At 56.8% G+C, this 15365-nt stretch carries 16 protein-coding genes; 9 read left to right on the top strand and 7 right to left on the bottom strand.

Features of this window, described 5'->3' with window-relative positions:
• Positions 1–44 precede the first annotated feature (44 nt).
• From eitA to E0L16_RS03030, 4 genes are read left to right on the top strand one after another with little or no spacing between them, the layout of a single operon-like run.
• Entirely contained in the window at positions 45–1043 is a 999-nt protein-coding gene (gene eitA, locus E0L16_RS03015) for a siderophore ABC transporter substrate-binding protein EitA (RefSeq protein WP_131636297.1), read from the top strand.
• Positions 1043–2080: a FecCD family ABC transporter permease gene (locus E0L16_RS03020; protein ID WP_063869386.1), complete on the top strand. Its 1038-nt coding sequence runs from the start codon at positions 1043–1045 to the stop codon at positions 2078–2080. Before eitA ends, E0L16_RS03020 begins: the two co-directional genes overlap by 1 nt.
• Entirely contained in the window at positions 2080–2841 is a 762-nt protein-coding gene (eitC, locus tag E0L16_RS03025) for a siderophore ABC transporter ATP-binding protein EitC (RefSeq protein ID WP_131636452.1), read from the top strand. The genes E0L16_RS03020 and eitC overlap by 1 nt, the downstream gene beginning before the upstream one ends.
• Before the next feature lie 15 nt (positions 2842–2856).
• Positions 2857–4077: an MDR family MFS transporter gene (locus E0L16_RS03030; RefSeq protein ID WP_131636451.1), complete on the top strand. Its 1221-nt coding sequence runs from the start codon at positions 2857–2859 to the stop codon at positions 4075–4077.
• A gap of 5 nt (positions 4078–4082) precedes the next feature.
• On the opposite strand, the gene E0L16_RS03035 is transcribed toward E0L16_RS03030, so the two are convergent.
• A complete protein-coding gene (locus E0L16_RS03035) occupies positions 4083–4427 on the bottom strand; it encodes a nitrous oxide-stimulated promoter family protein (RefSeq protein WP_063452023.1) in 345 nt (114 codons plus the stop codon).
• 174 nt (positions 4428–4601) lie between these two features.
• On the opposite strand from E0L16_RS03035, the gene E0L16_RS03040 reads away from it, so the two are divergent.
• Entirely contained in the window at positions 4602–4832 is a 231-nt protein-coding gene (locus tag E0L16_RS03040) for a SymE family type I addiction module toxin (RefSeq protein WP_112792742.1), read from the top strand.
• A 113-nt stretch (positions 4833–4945) separates the two neighbouring features.
• Positions 4946–7507, top strand: a complete 2562-nt coding sequence (gene mutS / locus E0L16_RS03045; RefSeq protein ID WP_131636298.1) for a DNA mismatch repair protein MutS — start codon at positions 4946–4948, stop codon at positions 7505–7507.
• 141 nt (positions 7508–7648) lie between these two features.
• Here mutS and E0L16_RS03055 read toward each other — a convergent pair whose 3' ends face one another.
• The 3 genes from E0L16_RS03055 to E0L16_RS03065 are packed head-to-tail and all read right to left on the bottom strand — an operon-like array spanning position 7649 to position 9900.
• Positions 7649–7870, bottom strand: a complete 222-nt coding sequence (locus E0L16_RS03055) for a non-oxidative hydroxyarylic acid decarboxylases subunit D (protein WP_033146398.1) — start codon at positions 7868–7870, stop codon at positions 7649–7651.
• A gap of 10 nt (positions 7871–7880) precedes the next feature.
• Positions 7881–9308: a non-oxidative hydroxyarylic acid decarboxylases subunit C gene (locus E0L16_RS03060; RefSeq protein WP_063451877.1), complete on the bottom strand. Its 1428-nt coding sequence runs from the start codon at positions 9306–9308 to the stop codon at positions 7881–7883.
• Positions 9298–9900 (bottom strand): non-oxidative hydroxyarylic acid decarboxylases subunit B, encoded by a 603-nt coding sequence (locus E0L16_RS03065; RefSeq protein WP_131636299.1) that lies wholly within the window; start codon positions 9898–9900, stop codon positions 9298–9300. Before E0L16_RS03065 ends, E0L16_RS03060 begins: the two co-directional genes overlap by 11 nt.
• Positions 9901–10072: 172 nt before the next feature.
• Between E0L16_RS03065 and E0L16_RS03070 the strand changes: the two genes are divergently transcribed.
• Positions 10073–10480 (top strand): MarR family winged helix-turn-helix transcriptional regulator, encoded by a 408-nt coding sequence (locus E0L16_RS03070; protein ID WP_063451879.1) that lies wholly within the window; start codon positions 10073–10075, stop codon positions 10478–10480.
• On the opposite strand, the gene E0L16_RS03075 is transcribed toward E0L16_RS03070, so the two are convergent.
• Positions 10477–11364, bottom strand: coding sequence for a LysR family transcriptional regulator (locus tag E0L16_RS03075; protein ID WP_107533609.1), 888 nt, complete (start codon positions 11362–11364; stop codon positions 10477–10479). The genes E0L16_RS03070 and E0L16_RS03075 overlap by 4 nt on opposite strands.
• A gap of 109 nt (positions 11365–11473) precedes the next feature.
• Here E0L16_RS03075 and E0L16_RS03080 point away from each other — a divergent pair, with 109 nt between their 5' ends.
• Entirely contained in the window at positions 11474–12676 is a 1203-nt protein-coding gene (locus E0L16_RS03080) for an MFS transporter (protein WP_131636300.1), read from the top strand.
• Complete coding sequence (locus E0L16_RS03085) at positions 12673–13050, top strand: DUF4440 domain-containing protein (RefSeq protein WP_131636301.1); 378 nt, start codon at positions 12673–12675, stop codon at positions 13048–13050. The genes E0L16_RS03080 and E0L16_RS03085 overlap by 4 nt, the downstream gene beginning before the upstream one ends.
• A gap of 51 nt (positions 13051–13101) precedes the next feature.
• Here the strand turns inward: E0L16_RS03085 and rpoS are convergent, their stop codons facing one another.
• A complete protein-coding gene (gene rpoS / locus E0L16_RS03090; protein WP_022649182.1) occupies positions 13102–14094 on the bottom strand; it encodes an RNA polymerase sigma factor RpoS in 993 nt (330 codons plus the stop codon).
• A gap of 60 nt (positions 14095–14154) precedes the next feature.
• A complete protein-coding gene (gene nlpD, locus E0L16_RS03095) occupies positions 14155–15279 on the bottom strand; it encodes a murein hydrolase activator NlpD (protein WP_131636302.1) in 1125 nt (374 codons plus the stop codon).
• Positions 15280–15365: the final 86 nt, after the last annotated feature.

The following is a 15365-nucleotide window of genomic DNA, read 5'->3' on the forward strand; positions in this document are numbered from 1 at the left end:
CGTTTCATTTGCATCAACATAATTTTAATGAAGGGTAGCGTTTAATGAAAAAGGTTCTCTGTGCGTTAGGCCTGACGGTTGCATCAATGAGTACAGCTCTGGCTACCACGTACCCGCTCACGATAGAAAACTGCGGGTATAAAGAGACATTCACCAAAGCGCCCGAGCGCGTCGTTGCCCTGGGTCAGAATACCGTTGAGATTTTGTTGCTGCTGGGTCTGGAAGATAAGGTGAAAGCCAGCGCGTTCTGGCCGACCAAAGTCTTGCCGCAGCTGGCGGAGCAAAATGCCAAAATCAACACCCTGACGGTAGAAATCCCGACCCTTGAATCCATCCTTTCGCAAAACCCCGACTTCGTACCTGCTCAGCTGCCGCTGCTGCTCGGACCGGAAAGCAAGGTTGCCAAACGAGAAGATCTGGCGACCGTGGGGGTAAACAGCTACCTGTCGCCGGGCATGTGCGCCACCAAAAAAGCAGCGGGCGACATGTACGGCAGTCGTCAGAAGCTCTGGGACATGACCTACCTTTATAAAGAGATCGAAGATTTCGCTAAAATTTTCAACGTCGAAGCGCGCGGCCAGGCCGTTATCGCCGATTTCAAAAAACGTGAAGCAGACCTGCGCCAGGAATTTGGCAAAAACAAAAAAGACCTCTCCTTTGTTTTCTGGTTCTCAAGCTCCTCGCCTTCGGCTGACGCCTATGTAGGCGGTAAAAACAGTGCCTCCGGCTTTATTGCCAACGTGCTGGGCGGCCATAACGCCATTACCTCTGAGACCGAATGGCCGACCGTGGGCTGGGAAAGCATTATTGCCGCCAATCCGGACGTGATTGTGGTTTCAAGCCTGGATCGTAACCGCTGGGCACTGGATAACGCCGAAGAAAAAATCAAATTCCTGAAAAGCGATCCTGCCGTCAGCCAGCTCGACGCGGTGAAGAAAGGTCATATCGTGATAATGGATGGTCAGGCCATGAACCCGACGATCCGCACGCTTTACGGTGCTGAACAGGTCGGCGAACAGCTCAGAAAACTGGGACTGAACTGATGACCACCGCCGTACTTCAGATGCGTCAGGGCGTATTCCTGACCGCATCGTGCCTGCTCGCGTTCGTGCTGCTGTTTCTGGCGATCGCCTTTGGCGTGAGCCTCGGCGAGCTGTCTATCCCGCTGAACAACGTGTTCTACGCCATCAGCAATAAGCTGGGGCTGACCGACGTTCCGCTCAACCGCATCTATGAGAGCGTGATCTGGGACTTTCGCCTCAGCCGCGCGCTGGTGGCGGCGTGCTGCGGCGCCGGGTTAGCCATTTGCGGCGCCGTGCTGCAAAGCCTGTTGAAGAATGCGCTGGCGGAACCTTACGTGCTCGGCGTGTCGGCGGGGGCGTCAACGGGCGCAGTCTCGGTCGTCGTGTTGGGTCTCGGCACCGGCGCGGTGTCCCTTTCTGCGGGTGCGTTTGCCGGGGCGTTCGCCGCCTTTGCGTTTGTCGCCTTTCTGACGAACGGCGCGCGCGGCGGCAATGAACGTACCATTCTGGCGGGCGTGGCGGCCTCTCAGCTGTTTAACGCCATCACCGCCTATACCATCAGCACCTCTGCCAGCGCACAGCAGGCGCGCGACGTGATGTTCTGGCTGCTGGGCAGCTTTAGCGGCGTACGCTGGCCTGAGTTTCAGCTGGCGCTGGTGGTCGTGCTGGCGGGGCTTGCCGTCTGTCTTTACTACTCCCGCGCGCTGGACGCCTTTACCTTTGGTGATGATGCCGCCGCCTCGCTGGGCATTGCCGTGCCCTGGGTGCGCCTGGCCTTGTTCACCACCACGGCCCTGATCACCGCGACCATTGTCAGTATGGCGGGCTCGATTGGTTTTGTGGGGCTGGTCGTGCCGCACGTTATGCGTTTCCTGTTCGGGCCGCTGCACCGCACGCTGCTGATTGCCAGCGCGCTGGCGGGGGCGATCCTGATGGTGCTGGCCGACATCGCCTCGCGGATGCTGATTGCCCCGCAAAGCCTGCCGGTTGGCGTCGTTACCGCGCTGGTGGGCGTACCGTTCTTCGCCGTGATTATCTACCGCTCAAGGAATAAATGATGAGCATCTGCGCCAACAATATCACCTGGAAGGTAGGTAAAAAGGTTATCGTGAATAATGTTTCGCTGAAGGTTTCCCAGGGCGAAACGGTGGGTCTGCTTGGCCCTAACGGCTGCGGTAAATCCTCGCTGTTGCGCATTCTGGCGGGCCTGCGTCGCCCGGATGCCGGATGCGTAACGCTCGACGGACAGGACATTGCCCGCATCGCCAAAAAGCAGCTGGCGCGCCGCGTGGCGTTTGTTGAACAGCACGGAATGACCGACGCCAATATGCGCGTGCGTGACGTGGTCAAACTGGGGCGTATTCCGCACCACTCCCCCTTCTCGAACTGGAGCGCGCAGGATGACGAAACCGTCACCGCCGCCCTGCAACGCGTGGATATGCTGGATCGCAGCGAACAGGGCTGGCTGAGCTTATCCGGCGGCGAGCGTCAGCGGGTACATATCGCCCGCGCCCTGGCGCAAACGCCTACCGAGATCCTGCTGGATGAACCGACCAATCACCTGGACATTCATCACCAGATGCAGCTCATGCAGCTCATCAGCGAGCTGCCGGTAACCAGCATCGTCGCCATTCACGATCTGAATCACGCGTCCATGTTCTGCGATTCGCTGATCGTGATGCAGCAAGGGCAGATTGTAGCGACCGGAACCCCGCAGGCCATTTTATCCGAGGAACTCCTCTGGAACGTATTCAGAGTGAAAACCAGAATTGAGATCTCGCCGTACCACGGCAAAAAGCACATTCATTTTATCGTGTAGGGACAAGTTAAAATGATGCCTCTTCGCCCTGCCACCACCCTCTGGCCGCCCGTTCTGCTGGGCAGCCAGTTTGTGTTTAATATCGGCTTTTACGCGGTCGTTCCCTTCCTGGCGATCTTCTTACGTGACGATATGCTGCTCTCCGGCGGGCTGATCGGGCTGGTGCTGGGGCTGCGCACCTTCTCCCAGCAAGGAATGTTTATTGTCGGCGGCGCGCTTTCAGACCGGTTTGGCGCGAAGAGCGTGATCCTCAGCGGCTGCATTGTCCGCGTGGTGGGTTATCTGCTGCTGGCCTTTGGGCAATCGCTGTGGCCCATCATTCTGGGGGCCTGTCTGACGGGCATTGGCGGCGCGCTGTTCTCACCGTCAATAGAAGCCCTGCTGGCAAAAGCGGGAACGCAAAGTGAGGCAACGGGTAAACGCAGCCGTGCGGAGTGGTTTGCGCTGTTTGCGGTGTGCGGTGAACTCGGCGCTGTACTCGGCCCGGTGATGGGTGCCCTGCTGACGGGGCTGGGTTTTCGCCAGGTTGCGCTCGCTGGCGCAGGGATATTTATCGTTGCGCTGGTGGTGCTCTTTTTCTCCCTGCCTGCGGCGCCCCACAGCACGAAGCCGCTGAAAATTCTGCCCTGGTGGACGACGTTCCGTCAGCCGCGTTTCGTCGCCTTTATCATTGCGTACAGCTCATGGCTGTTAAGCTATAACCAGCTTTATCTGGCGCTGCCGGTGGAGATCCAGCGCGCCGGTGGCAGCGAGAAAGACCTGGGACCGCTGTTTATGCTGGCCTCAGTGCTGATTATTGTTCTGCAATTGCCCCTCGCCCGCTTCGCCCGAAAAGTGGGCGCGGTGAGGATTTTACCGGTGGGCTTTTTGCTGCTCTCCGCCTCGTTTGCCAGCGTGGCGCTCTTTGCGGCGACTGAGCCACCGGAAGGCTGGCTGCGCCTGCTGCCCTCCGCAAGCCTCGTCACTCTGTTAACGCTCGGACAGATGTTGCTGGTGCCGTCGGCAAAAGATTTGATCCCATATTTTGCCGAGGAGTCGACGCTTGGGGCGCACTATGGCGCGCTCTCCACCGCCGGCGGCGTTGCGGTGCTGGCGGGGAATTTTGGGTTAGGCAGTCTGCTGGACAAGGCGCTGGTGCCCTCAACGCAAGCCATTTACCCCTGGCTGCTGCTGGCGGTATTTCCGCTGTGCAGCGCCGTCGCCCTGAGCGTGATTTGTCGCCCATTGCAGCGCTGAGTCAATTATTTTTTGGGCCGATACTTTTCCGGTAATTCCGGCACCGGACGGCGATCGTCGATCAGATGACGGATAGTCAGAATCGGATGACGCCATAACATTCTTGGCCCTGCCCAGCGCATCACCTGCTTCATCTCTTCCCGTCTGGCGGGCTGATAGCAGTGTACAGGGCACTGTTTGCAGGCGGGCTTTTCCTCACCGAACACGCATTTATCCAGCCGCTTATCGGCATACGCCTTCAGCGCCTGATAATGTCCTTCTTCCCTTGAAGCCTCAGGACACTGGCGTTCATACAGCGCGATCATTCTGGCGATCGTCTTTTTCTCGCGTGAAATACGTTTACCGGACATGACGTCGTCCTCACCAATAAAGTGCATTTATAATACCTTTTTATCTGCGCATTTTCAGTCATTGCATTCCAATTTCTGAAGCGTCCTTCCAGAATTACCCGTCCACCCGCTGCTTTTTACTGGTATTTTATACAGGCATGAAGTACCACCTTTGCCCTGTTCACCGGAGAGCCTATGCAGCAGATCGCGATCGCCAAACCCTATCGTCACTTAAAAGTGGGTTACTTCAGAAAACGCCATGAAGATCGTAAAACGAAAATCCCAAAACGCTACAGCGTACACGCCGCGCTGAGCCTGAAGGGCGACTGGCTTGAAAAGGCGGGGTTTACCACCAACTCTCAGGTTCGGGTGGGCGTCGAGCACGGGAAAATCGTCATTGAGTTGATGGCGGAAGATGCCTCGTAAAGTCGTGACTTTTTTCTGCGCCGCACCTTTTTTTCATGCGACAATAGAAGGAACAATCGGCCATTGAGCCGCTCAAAGCGTAATATTTTCAAAGAAATGGATATCATAACTCCATGAGCACAATCGACAATTTCGACGCACATACGCCGATGATGCAGCAGTATCTGAAGCTGAAAGCACAGCATCCGGAAATTCTGCTGTTTTACCGTATGGGCGACTTTTACGAGCTTTTTTATGACGATGCGAAACGTGCGTCTCAGTTGCTCGACATTTCCCTGACGAAACGTGGCGCGTCGGCAGGTGAGCCAATCCCGATGGCGGGCATCCCGCATCACGCGGTTGAAAACTATCTGGCGAAACTGGTGAACCAGGGCGAGTCTGTCGCCATCTGCGAACAAATTGGCGACCCGGCAACGTCGAAAGGCCCCGTTGAGCGCAAGGTCGTGCGCATCGTCACGCCGGGAACCATCAGCGATGAAGCCCTGCTTCAGGAGCGCCAGGATAACCTGCTGGCGGCCATCTGGCAGGACGGTAAAGGGTTTGGCTACGCCACGCTGGACATCAGCTCCGGTCGTTTTCGCCTGAGTGAACCGGCTGACCGTGAAACCATGGCGGCCGAGCTACAGCGTACCAATCCGGCAGAACTGCTCTACGCAGAGGATTTCGCCGAGATGGCGCTGATCGAAGGCCGCCGCGGCCTGCGTCGTCGTCCACTGTGGGAGTTCGAAATTGATACCGCGCGCCAGCAGCTGAACCTGCAATTTGGCACGCGCGATTTGATTGGCTTTGGCGTGGAAAATGCACCGCGCGGGCTGTGTGCAGCAGGCTGCCTGTTGCAGTACGTGAAGGATACGCAACGTACCGCCCTGCCCCATATCCGTTCTATTACCATGGAGCGTCAGCAGGACAGCATCATCATGGATGCCGCCACGCGCCGCAACCTGGAGATCACACAGAACCTCGCTGGTGGCATTGAAAACACGCTGGCGTCGGTTCTCGACAGCACGGTTACTCCAATGGGCAGCCGTATGCTTAAACGCTGGCTGCATATGCCGATTCGCAATACCGAAACGCTCATCGGCCGCCAGCAAACCATTGCCGCATTGCAGGATCGTTACACCGAGTTGCAGCCGGTGCTGCGTCAGGTGGGTGATCTTGAGCGAATCCTTGCACGTCTGGCATTGCGCACCGCGCGTCCACGCGATCTCGCCCGTATGCGTCACGCTTTCCATCAGTTGCCGGAACTGCGCGCTCAGCTGGAAGAAGTCGACAGCGCGCCGGTGCAAAAGCTCCGCGAAACAATGGGCGAATTTAACGAGCTTCGCGAGCTGCTGGAACGCGCCATCATTGATGCGCCACCTGTTCTGGTGCGCGATGGCGGCGTCATTGCCCCGGGTTACAACGAAGAGCTGGACGAATGGCGCGCGCTGGCCGATGGCGCGACGGATTATCTGGATAAGCTGGAAATCCGCGAGCGTGAACGTCTGGGGCTCGATACCCTTAAAGTCGGTTACAACGCCGTACACGGCTACTATATCCAGATCAGTCGTGGCCAGAGCCACCTGGCACCGATTCACTACGTTCGCCGCCAGACGCTGAAAAACGCCGAGCGCTATATTATCCCCGAGCTGAAAGAGTACGAGGACAAAGTTCTCACGTCGAAAGGTAAAGCGCTGGCGCTGGAAAAACAGCTTTATGACGAGCTGTTCGATATCCTGATGCCGCACCTGGCTGACCTGCAACAGAGCGCCGCCGCGCTGGCCGAGCTGGATGTGCTGGTAAACCTGGCCGAGCGCGCCGAGACGCTGAATTACACCTGTCCAGCCTTCACTGACAAACCCGGCATTCGCATTACCGAAGGCCGACACCCGGTGGTTGAGCAGGTGCTGAACGAGCCATTTATTGCCAACCCGTTGAACCTGTCACCGCAGCGAAGAATGCTGATCATTACCGGCCCCAACATGGGCGGTAAAAGTACCTATATGCGCCAGACAGCCCTCATCGCGCTGCTCGCCTATATTGGCAGCTACGTTCCTGCGCAGAAGGTTGAGATTGGTCCTGTCGACCGTATCTTCACCCGTGTAGGTGCGGCGGACGATCTGGCGAGCGGTCGCTCCACCTTTATGGTCGAGATGACCGAAACCGCCAACATACTGCATAACGCAACAGAGAATAGTCTGGTGTTGATGGATGAAGTGGGACGCGGTACGTCCACCTATGACGGCCTGTCTCTGGCCTGGGCGTGTGCGGAAAGTCTGGCAAATAAAATCAAGGCGCTGACGCTGTTCGCGACTCACTATTTCGAACTGACACAGCTGCCAGAGAAAATGGAAGGCGTGGCTAACGTCCATCTTGATGCGCTTGAGCACGGCGATACCATCGCCTTTATGCACACGGTGCAGGACGGCGCGGCAAGCAAGAGTTATGGCCTAGCCGTCGCCGCGCTGGCGGGCGTGCCGAAAGAGGTGATTAAGCGCGCGCGTCAGAAATTGCGTGAGCTGGAAAGCTTGTCACCGAATGCGGCAGCCACGCAGATAGATGGCACGCAGATGTCGCTGCTGGCGGCCCCGGAAGAGACGTCTCCAGCCGTGGAAGCGCTGGAAAACCTGGATCCGGACTCGCTGACGCCGCGTCAGGCGCTGGAGTGGATTTATCGGCTGAAAAGCCTGGTTTAGTTCTCTGCGGTCTGTTTTGCCGGGTGGCGGCTTCGCCTTACCCGGCCTACAAAACCCGTAGGCCCGGTAAGCGCAGCGCCACCGGGCAGAAGACCGCACAATATCATCGCCCGGTAAGCCTGGCACCGCCGGGCTTTTCCCTTACAGCAGAGGCGGGATCGTCGGCACCTGCGGTGCCTCGTCAATATCCTTCTGCGTCATACGGAATGCTTCAGGATAGTGTTCACGGCTGGTCCGGCGCAGCGGTTCGGTATTGCGCCAGGTATACAGACAGTGCTGACACTGGTATACCGTCCAGACACCTTTCACCGGTGATGTTGCCATCACTTCGATATGTTCATCGGCACAACGTGGACAAATCATTTTTTCCTCCTTATTGACGTGCCGCCAGCATCGCGGTCAGTTTTTCGGCCCAGGCTTTGGTTTCAGGGAGATCCTGTACCGGCTGGCTGTAGTGGCCACGGTTGTCCGGGGCGACAGGCGTGGTGGCATCAATGATCAGCTTGTCAGTGATCCCCGCCGGGCTGGAGCCGGGGTCAAGCTCCAGCACAGACATATTCGGTAGCTGTACCAGATCGCCCGCGGGATTGACCTTCGATGACAGCGCCCACATTACCTGCGGCAGGTTAAACGGATCGACGTCCTCATCCACCATAATCACCATCTTCACGTAGCCCAGACCGTGCGGCGTGGTCATGGCGCGGAGCCCGACCGCACGAGCAAAACCGCCGTACCGTTTTTTGGTGGAGATAATCGCCAGCAGGCCGTGTGTGTACATGGCGTTAACCGCCTGCACCTCCGGGAATTCTGCCTTCAGCTGCTGATAAAGCGGCACGCAGGTGGCGGGCCCCATCAGATAATCAATTTCGGTCCACGGCATCCCCAGGTAGAGAGATTCGAAAATGGGTTTGGTGCGGTAAGACACTTTATCGATGCGCACGACCGTCATGTTGCGTCCACCGGAGTAGTGCCCGGTAAACTCGCCAAATGGCCCTTCAATCTCGCGTTTCCGGCCTTCAATCACCCCTTCCAGGATCACTTCCGACCCCCACGGCACATCGAAACCGGTCAGCGGGGCCGTCGCAATCGGATATGGGCTTTCGCGTAGCGCGCCGGCCATCTCATATTCGGACTGATCGTATTTCAGCGGCGTGGCGCCCATCAGGGTGATGATCGGATCGTTACCCAACGTAATCGCAATGGGCAGATCTTCGCCGCGCTCTTCGGCCTTATGCAGATGCAGTGCGATATCATGCATCGGCACCGGTTGCAGGCCCAGCTTACGCTTGCCCTTCACTTCCATCCGATAAATACCGACGTTCTGCTTGCCGAAGTGATCGGGGTCGAGCGGATCGCGCGAGACAACGCACGCCTTATCAAGATAAAAACCCCCGTCGCCGTCGTTCAGGCGGAACAGCGGCAGAATGTCGAACAGGTTGATGTCTTCTCCGTCAACCGTATTCTCCGCCCAAGCCGGGTTTGCACGACGCTCTGGCGCGACCGGAAATTTGTCCCAGCGACGAATAAACTCGTCGATCTGTTTTTTCACCGGGGTATTCGCCGGCAGCCCCATCGAAATGGCGTGGTTTTGCCACGAGCCGATGGTGTTCATCACCACGCGGGCATCGGTGAAGCCGCGGATATTATCGAACCACAGCGCAGGCGCGCCATCGCCAATGCGCCCGGTAGCGTTGGCGGCCGCCGCCAGATCCGGCTCCGCGTTAACCTCTTCCTCAATTTTCAGCAGCTGCCCTTGCTCATCGAGCGCCTGCAAGAAGCTTCTCAAATCATCAAATGCCATCGTTATTCTCCTGTGAAAAATGTTTCGCTGCCTGCAAACCCTTCCAGCGTCGGGCTTTTTTATGCTCCAGACCAAACTGGTCGAGCACCCGTGTCACGATGTGCTGGGTGATGTCATCGGCGGTTTGCGGGTGGTTGTAGTACGCAGGCATAGGCGGCACCATCGCCACGCCCATGCGTGAAAGGGCAAGCATGTTCTCAAGATGAATGGTGCTGAGCGGCGTTTCACGAGGAACGAGCACCAGCTTGCGCCCCTCTTTCAGCACCACGTCTGCCGCACGCCCCACCAGCCCTTCGGCGTAGCCCGCGCGGATACCCGCCAGCGTTTTCATGCTGCACGGGATGACGATCATGCCGTCGGTGCGAAACGAGCCGGAGGAGATGGTGGCAGCCTGATCGGCAGGGCTATGAACGACATCCGCCAGTGCGGCAACGTCATGCGCGGTGAAGGGGGTTTCCAGCTCAATCGTGGTTTTTGCCCACTTCGACATCACCAGATGCGTTTGCACATCAGGCATTTCCCGCAGCGCCTGCAACAGCGCCACGCCTAATGGCGCACCCGTCGCGCCCGTCATTCCTACAATCAGTCTCATTCAGCACCTCAATAAATTTGTTCGTATACGAACATATTAAGTAAACTACTCCTGGATCCTGCGCCTGACAAGATCGTTCGTACACGATCACACTTATCGCTAAAAACTCTCGCGTTAAAATTCAGGCCGAGAGCGGCTATCATAGAAGGAGTATTTTTCCGTCGGAGTGTTCATGGAGTTAAGACAAGAAGCTTTTCACCTGCTACGCCAGCTTTTTCAACAGCATACCGCCCAGTGGCAGCACGCTTTGCCCGAGCTGACCAAGCCACAATATGCGGTGATGCGGTCGATAGCTGAAAATCCTGGCATAGAGCAGGTTGCACTGACTGACGTCGCGGTGAGCACCAAAGCGACGCTGGCGGAAATGCTGAGCCGTATGGAATCACGCGGTCTGGTCAGGCGCGAGCACGATCCTGCGGACAAGCGCCGTCGCTTTGTCTTCCTGACGGCTGAAGGTGAGGCCCTGCTGGGAAGCAGTAAACCGATTGGAAATAAGGTGGATGAGGCGTTTTTAGGGCGCCTTAACGACGCAGAACGAGAGCAATTTGTAGCGCTCATCATAAAGATGATGCACGATTAACCAGCCCTGACGCGCATGAAATCAATAAACGTGCGCACTTTTGCTGGCACATGCTGGGCATCGGGATAGACGGCATAAATGCCCTGCTGAGCAAACGTATACGCCGGTAACAGCGAGACCAGATCCCCCGCCTCCAGTGCGTTTCGCACCAGCCACTCCGGCAACAGCGCCACCCCACATCCGGCGAGGGCAAAAGCCATCAGCGCCTGGGCACTGTCAGCATACAGGCGCGGTGCTTTTTTGATCTCAAAGGACACCGGATGTCTATCAACACCTTTCACCTGCCAGCGCAGCGGCGAAGTTAAACGCTCGTGAATAATCCAGTCAGCGTCTGCCAGTTGCTCCAGCGATTCAACCGGGTGGTTTGCCAGCCAGCCTGGCGTTGCCACGGGCAGGATGGTGAAGGTGGTAATCAATGCGGCGTGATAGCGCGAATCGGCAAGCGTACCCAGCCGAATAGCGACATCGAAGCGCTCCGCGATAAGATCGGCATGCACAGAGGACGAGACATGCCGCACGCGAAGGTCCGGATGCTGCTGGCTAAATTCAGCCAGCAACGGCACCACCACCTGCGAGCCATACTCGGGCGTGGTGGTGATCCGCAGTTCTCCCGTCAGCCCGGCATGGTTGGCGCGAACGTCATCCTGCAATCGCTCGGCATCCCTTAACAGCATCACGCTTCGCTGATGAAAAAGCCTTCCTGCCTCGGTCAGCGTCAGGCGACGGGTGGATCGCAGCAGCAGCGTTACACCCAGCTCCTCTTCAAGCTGACGAATATGGAAACTGACCACCGCTTTTGTCAGCCCCATCGCCTCCGCCGCGGCGGTGAAACTGCCGGTGTCCGCTACGGCGATAAACATCGCCGTTCGCTGTAGATTAAGCATCGCTTGCCTGGCTTACTGTCAAAATAATGTTGACAGTATATCGTGCTTTGTCGCGTTTATCCGTAACGCCGGGGCCGATACGATACGCCACCTCACCGGAGGAACTTCCATGACGTATCGCAGCAAAATCGCCGTTATCTTTCTGCTCGGCTTTTTCCTTGATTTGATAAACATGTTTATTGCCAGCGTCGCCTTTCCGGCAATGGCCCACGCGTTTAATACCACGCCATCTGCGCTTGCCTGGGTCAGTAACGGATACATTGCCGGGCTGACGTTAGTCATCCCTTTCAGCAGCATCCTGACGCGCCGCGTCGGGCCGAAGCGCGTTATCCTGCTCTCGCTGGCCCTCTTTAGCGCGGCTTCCGTTGCGGCGGGCCTCTCCTCTTCGCTGGAAAGTCTGATTGCATGGCGAGTAGCGCAGGGGGCCGGAGGTGGTTTACTGATCCCGGTTGGCCAGGCGCTGACCTGGCAACAGTTTAAGCCTCACGAGCGGGCCAGACTCTCCTCGGCGGTGATGCTGGTCGCACTGCTTGCCCCGGCCTGCTCACCGGCTGTGGGCGGCATGCTGGTTCAGACATTAAGCTGGCGCTGGATATTTTTTGCCACCCTGCCCGTCGCCATCGTTACCTTTGTTTTGGCCTGCGCGTGGCTTAAAACAGAAGTATCACCGATAAAAACCACCAGGAGAGTAAATCTGTCTTTGCTGGCGGATCCGCTTTTGCGCTTATCCATGCTTATCTACGTGTGCGTACCCGGCATCTTTATTGGCGTAAACGTAACGGGCATGTATTACCTCCAGAACGAGGCCAATATGACACCCGCCGCAACGGGGATGCTTATGCTGCCGTGGTCTGTGGCCTCATTTTTAGCTATCACCGCGACAGGACGCTATTTCAACCGTATCGGCCCCCGGCCGCTGGTGGTCATCGGTTGCCTGTTGCAGGCGGCGGGCATTCTGCTTTTAATTAACGTCACTTCGGCAATGCTGTTACCTGCCGTTGCGTTTGCGCTGATGGGAGCCGGGGGAAGCCTGTGTAGCAGCACGGCTCAGAGCAGCGCGTTTTTGACGGTGCGGCGGGAAGATATGCCAGATGCCAGCGCGCTGTGGAATCTGAATCGTCAGCTGAGCTTTTTTATGGGCGCCCTGCTGCTGGCCCAGGTGCTGAGCACCATGCAGGCGAATATCGCGCCGCTGGCCGCCTGGCACGGGATGTTTATTTTTGCCGCAGCCATCACCCTGCTGCCCATACTGTACGTCTGTCGTCTTAACAACGCGCAGCTGCTTGCGCATCTGCAACAGGAGCAACCATGACGCATTTCGAACAAGAGATCTTCGACATCCACGTCGCACTTGAAAACTGGTTAGGTGAAGGCAAAGGCGATCCCGATGCCCTGCTCGCCCGTTTCCACCCGGACTTTCTGATGGTCACGCCAGGTGGCACACCTTTAGACCATCACGCCCTTGCTCAATTTTTAAACGCGCAGCGTGGAGCCCGGCCTGGGCTCTGGATCGGCATTGATGCGTTAAGGACGCTACAGACGTGGGACAACGGCGCGGTGCTTCATTACCGGGAGACGCAAACCCGACCAGGCCAGCCCGTTAACGTGCGCTGGTCAACCGCGGTGCTCAATCAGGAAGGCGATACCATCACCTGGCGTTTGCTGCACGAAACGGCGCAATCGTAAGGCATAAAAAAGGCCCGTCTCACGACGGGCCTTTTTCTGACGAATGGTTGCTTACTCGCGGAACAGCGCTTCGATATTCAGACCTTGCCCTTGCAGGATTTCACGCAAGCGGCGCAGACCTTCAACCTGAATCTGACGAACACGTTCACGGGTCAGGCCAATCTCACGGCCGACGTCTTCCAGTGTCGCAGCTTCATACCCCAGTAAACCGAAACGACGTGCCAGCACTTCACGCTGTTTGGCGTTCAGTTCGAACAGCCATTTAACGATGCTCTGTTTCATGTCATCGTCCTGCGTGGTGTCTTCCGGGCCGTTGTCTTTTTCATCGGCCAGGATGTCCAGCAGCGCTTTTTCGGAGTCGCCACCCAGCGGGGTGTCAACCGAGGTAATGCGCTCGTTGAGACGCAGCATACGGCTTACGTCATCAACCGGTTTGTCGAGTTGCTCTGCAATCTCTTCCGCACTTGGCTCGTGGTCCAGCTTATGGGACAACTCGCGCGCGGTACGCAGATAAACATTCAACTCTTTGACGATGTGAATCGGCAGTCGAATCGTACGGGTCTGGTTCATAATAGCCCGTTCGATGGTCTGACGAATCCACCAGGTCGCGTAGGTTGAGAAACGGAACCCGCGTTCCGGGTCAAACTTCTCAACTGCGCGGATGAGACCTAAGTTGCCCTCTTCAATCAGATCCAGCAGAGCCAGACCACGATTGCCGTAACGGCGGGCAATTTTCACGACCAGTCGCAGGTTACTTTCGATCATGCGACGACGCGAGGCAACATCACCACGCAAAGCACGACGTGCGAAATAGACTTCTTCTTCGGCCGTTAGCAGTGGGGAGTAACCAATCTCCCCAAGGTAAAGCTGAGTCGCGTCCAGCACACGCTGTGTGGCACCCTGCGATAACAGCTCTTCTTCAGCCAAATCGTTATCACTGGGTTCCTCTTCTACTAAGGCTTTTTCGTCAAAAGCCTCTGATCCGTTCTCATCAAATTCCGCGTCTTCATTTAAATCATGAACTTTCAGCGTATTCTGACTCATAAAGGTGGCTCCTACCCGTGATCCCTGGACGAGACACCCTGGCTGGCATGCCCCGTCAATTTATCGCTGCGGTAAATATTGCAGCGGGTTTACGGATTTCCCCTTGTAACGAATTTCAAAATGCAAGCGTGTAGAACTGGTTCCGGTGCTACCCATGGTAGCGATTTTTTGCCCCGCCTTAACTTCTTGTTGTTCCCGGACCAGCATCGTGTCGTTATGGGCGTAGGCACTCAGGTAATCATCATTATGTTTGATGATAATAAGATTACCGTAACCGCGCAGTGCGTTACCGGCATAGACAACGCGTCCGTCTGCGGTCGCGATGATTGCCTGTCCTTTACTGCCTGCGATATCGATCCCTTTGTTCCCCCCCTCAGAGGTTGCAAAGTTCTCGATAATCTTGCCGTCAGTTGGCCAGCGCCAGGTATTGATTGACGAGCTGGCATTCTGACTGCTTGCAGTCGGTACAGTAGAGCTAACCACAGGTGCCGTAGTCGGTGCTGTGACAACAGTCGCAGTACCTTTATTATTCGGCAACATTTTGTTAGCACTCTGATCACCTGAATCCTCAGAATACGTAATTACAGGTTGGGAAGCAACCGTCGTGGTGGTTTTTTGTGCAGGGGTAACGCTGTTATTTTGCGCGGTGACGTCGGCAGCCGAAACGGTGTTGCCTGGCGTAAGCGGTGTCCCCGTCGCGTTGCCAACCTGAAGCGTTTGCCCAACTTCCAGAGCATACGGGGCCTGGACGTTGTTTCGCTGTGCCAGATCGCGGAAATCGTTCCCGGTGATCCAGGCGATATAGAACAGCGTGTCGCCGCGCTTCACGGTATAGGTGCTGCCGCCGGTATAGCTACCTTTCGGAATGTTCCCATACTTGCGGTTATACACTATGCGGCCATTTTCGGTCTGAACAGGCTGATCGACTGGCTGAATCTGCGTAGGCTGCGTAACTGGACGCTGAACCGGCTGGATCTGCGGAATTTGCTGCGCCGTTGAGGTGCCCATTTTAGGCGGAGGCGTGATCAACATTCCGCTGGACGTGTTACCCGAGCCGCTGGTTCCATTCACGGAACTGACGGGCGCAGGCGCGTTATTCGAATTTGAACAGCCTGCCAGCCAGAGCGAAACCAGTGATAATGCCGCAACACGGCTGATGGTGAATTTTGGGCTTCCCGCGCTCATTTATCCCCCAGGAATGTGTTAACTACCAGTGACTTAAAAATAACCGTGATGGCACGAACCTATCGCGCCACACCATACGCTGAATT

Source organism: Enterobacter quasihormaechei (genome assembly GCF_004331385.1).
Taxonomy (GTDB): Bacteria; Pseudomonadota; Gammaproteobacteria; order Enterobacterales; family Enterobacteriaceae; genus Enterobacter; species Enterobacter quasihormaechei.

Coding starts and splice junctions, on each gene's coding strand:
- eitA (WP_131636297.1), top strand. CDS start 45: ATGAAAAAGGTTCTCTGTGCGTTAGGCCTGACGGTTGCATCAATGAGT.
- E0L16_RS03020 (WP_063869386.1), top strand. CDS start 1,043: ATGACCACCGCCGTACTTCAGATGCGTCAGGGCGTATTCCTGACCGCA.
- eitC (WP_131636452.1), top strand. CDS start 2,080: ATGAGCATCTGCGCCAACAATATCACCTGGAAGGTAGGTAAAAAGGTT.
- E0L16_RS03030 (WP_131636451.1), top strand. CDS start 2,857: ATGCCTCTTCGCCCTGCCACCACCCTCTGGCCGCCCGTTCTGCTGGGC.
- E0L16_RS03035 (WP_063452023.1), bottom strand. CDS start 4,427: ATGTCCGGTAAACGTATTTCACGCGAGAAAAAGACGATCGCCAGAATG.
- E0L16_RS03040 (WP_112792742.1), top strand. CDS start 4,602: ATGCAGCAGATCGCGATCGCCAAACCCTATCGTCACTTAAAAGTGGGT.
- mutS (WP_131636298.1), top strand. CDS start 4,946: ATGAGCACAATCGACAATTTCGACGCACATACGCCGATGATGCAGCAG.
- E0L16_RS03055 (WP_033146398.1), bottom strand. CDS start 7,870: ATGATTTGTCCACGTTGTGCCGATGAACATATCGAAGTGATGGCAACA.
- E0L16_RS03060 (WP_063451877.1), bottom strand. CDS start 9,308: ATGGCATTTGATGATTTGAGAAGCTTCTTGCAGGCGCTCGATGAGCAA.
- E0L16_RS03065 (WP_131636299.1), bottom strand. CDS start 9,900: ATGAGACTGATTGTAGGAATGACGGGCGCGACGGGTGCGCCATTAGGC.
- E0L16_RS03070 (WP_063451879.1), top strand. CDS start 10,073: ATGGAGTTAAGACAAGAAGCTTTTCACCTGCTACGCCAGCTTTTTCAA.
- E0L16_RS03075 (WP_107533609.1), bottom strand. CDS start 11,364: ATGCTTAATCTACAGCGAACGGCGATGTTTATCGCCGTAGCGGACACC.
- E0L16_RS03080 (WP_131636300.1), top strand. CDS start 11,474: ATGACGTATCGCAGCAAAATCGCCGTTATCTTTCTGCTCGGCTTTTTC.
- E0L16_RS03085 (WP_131636301.1), top strand. CDS start 12,673: ATGACGCATTTCGAACAAGAGATCTTCGACATCCACGTCGCACTTGAA.
- rpoS (WP_022649182.1), bottom strand. CDS start 14,094: ATGAGTCAGAATACGCTGAAAGTTCATGATTTAAATGAAGACGCGGAA.
- nlpD (WP_131636302.1), bottom strand. CDS start 15,279: ATGAGCGCGGGAAGCCCAAAATTCACCATCAGCCGTGTTGCGGCATTA.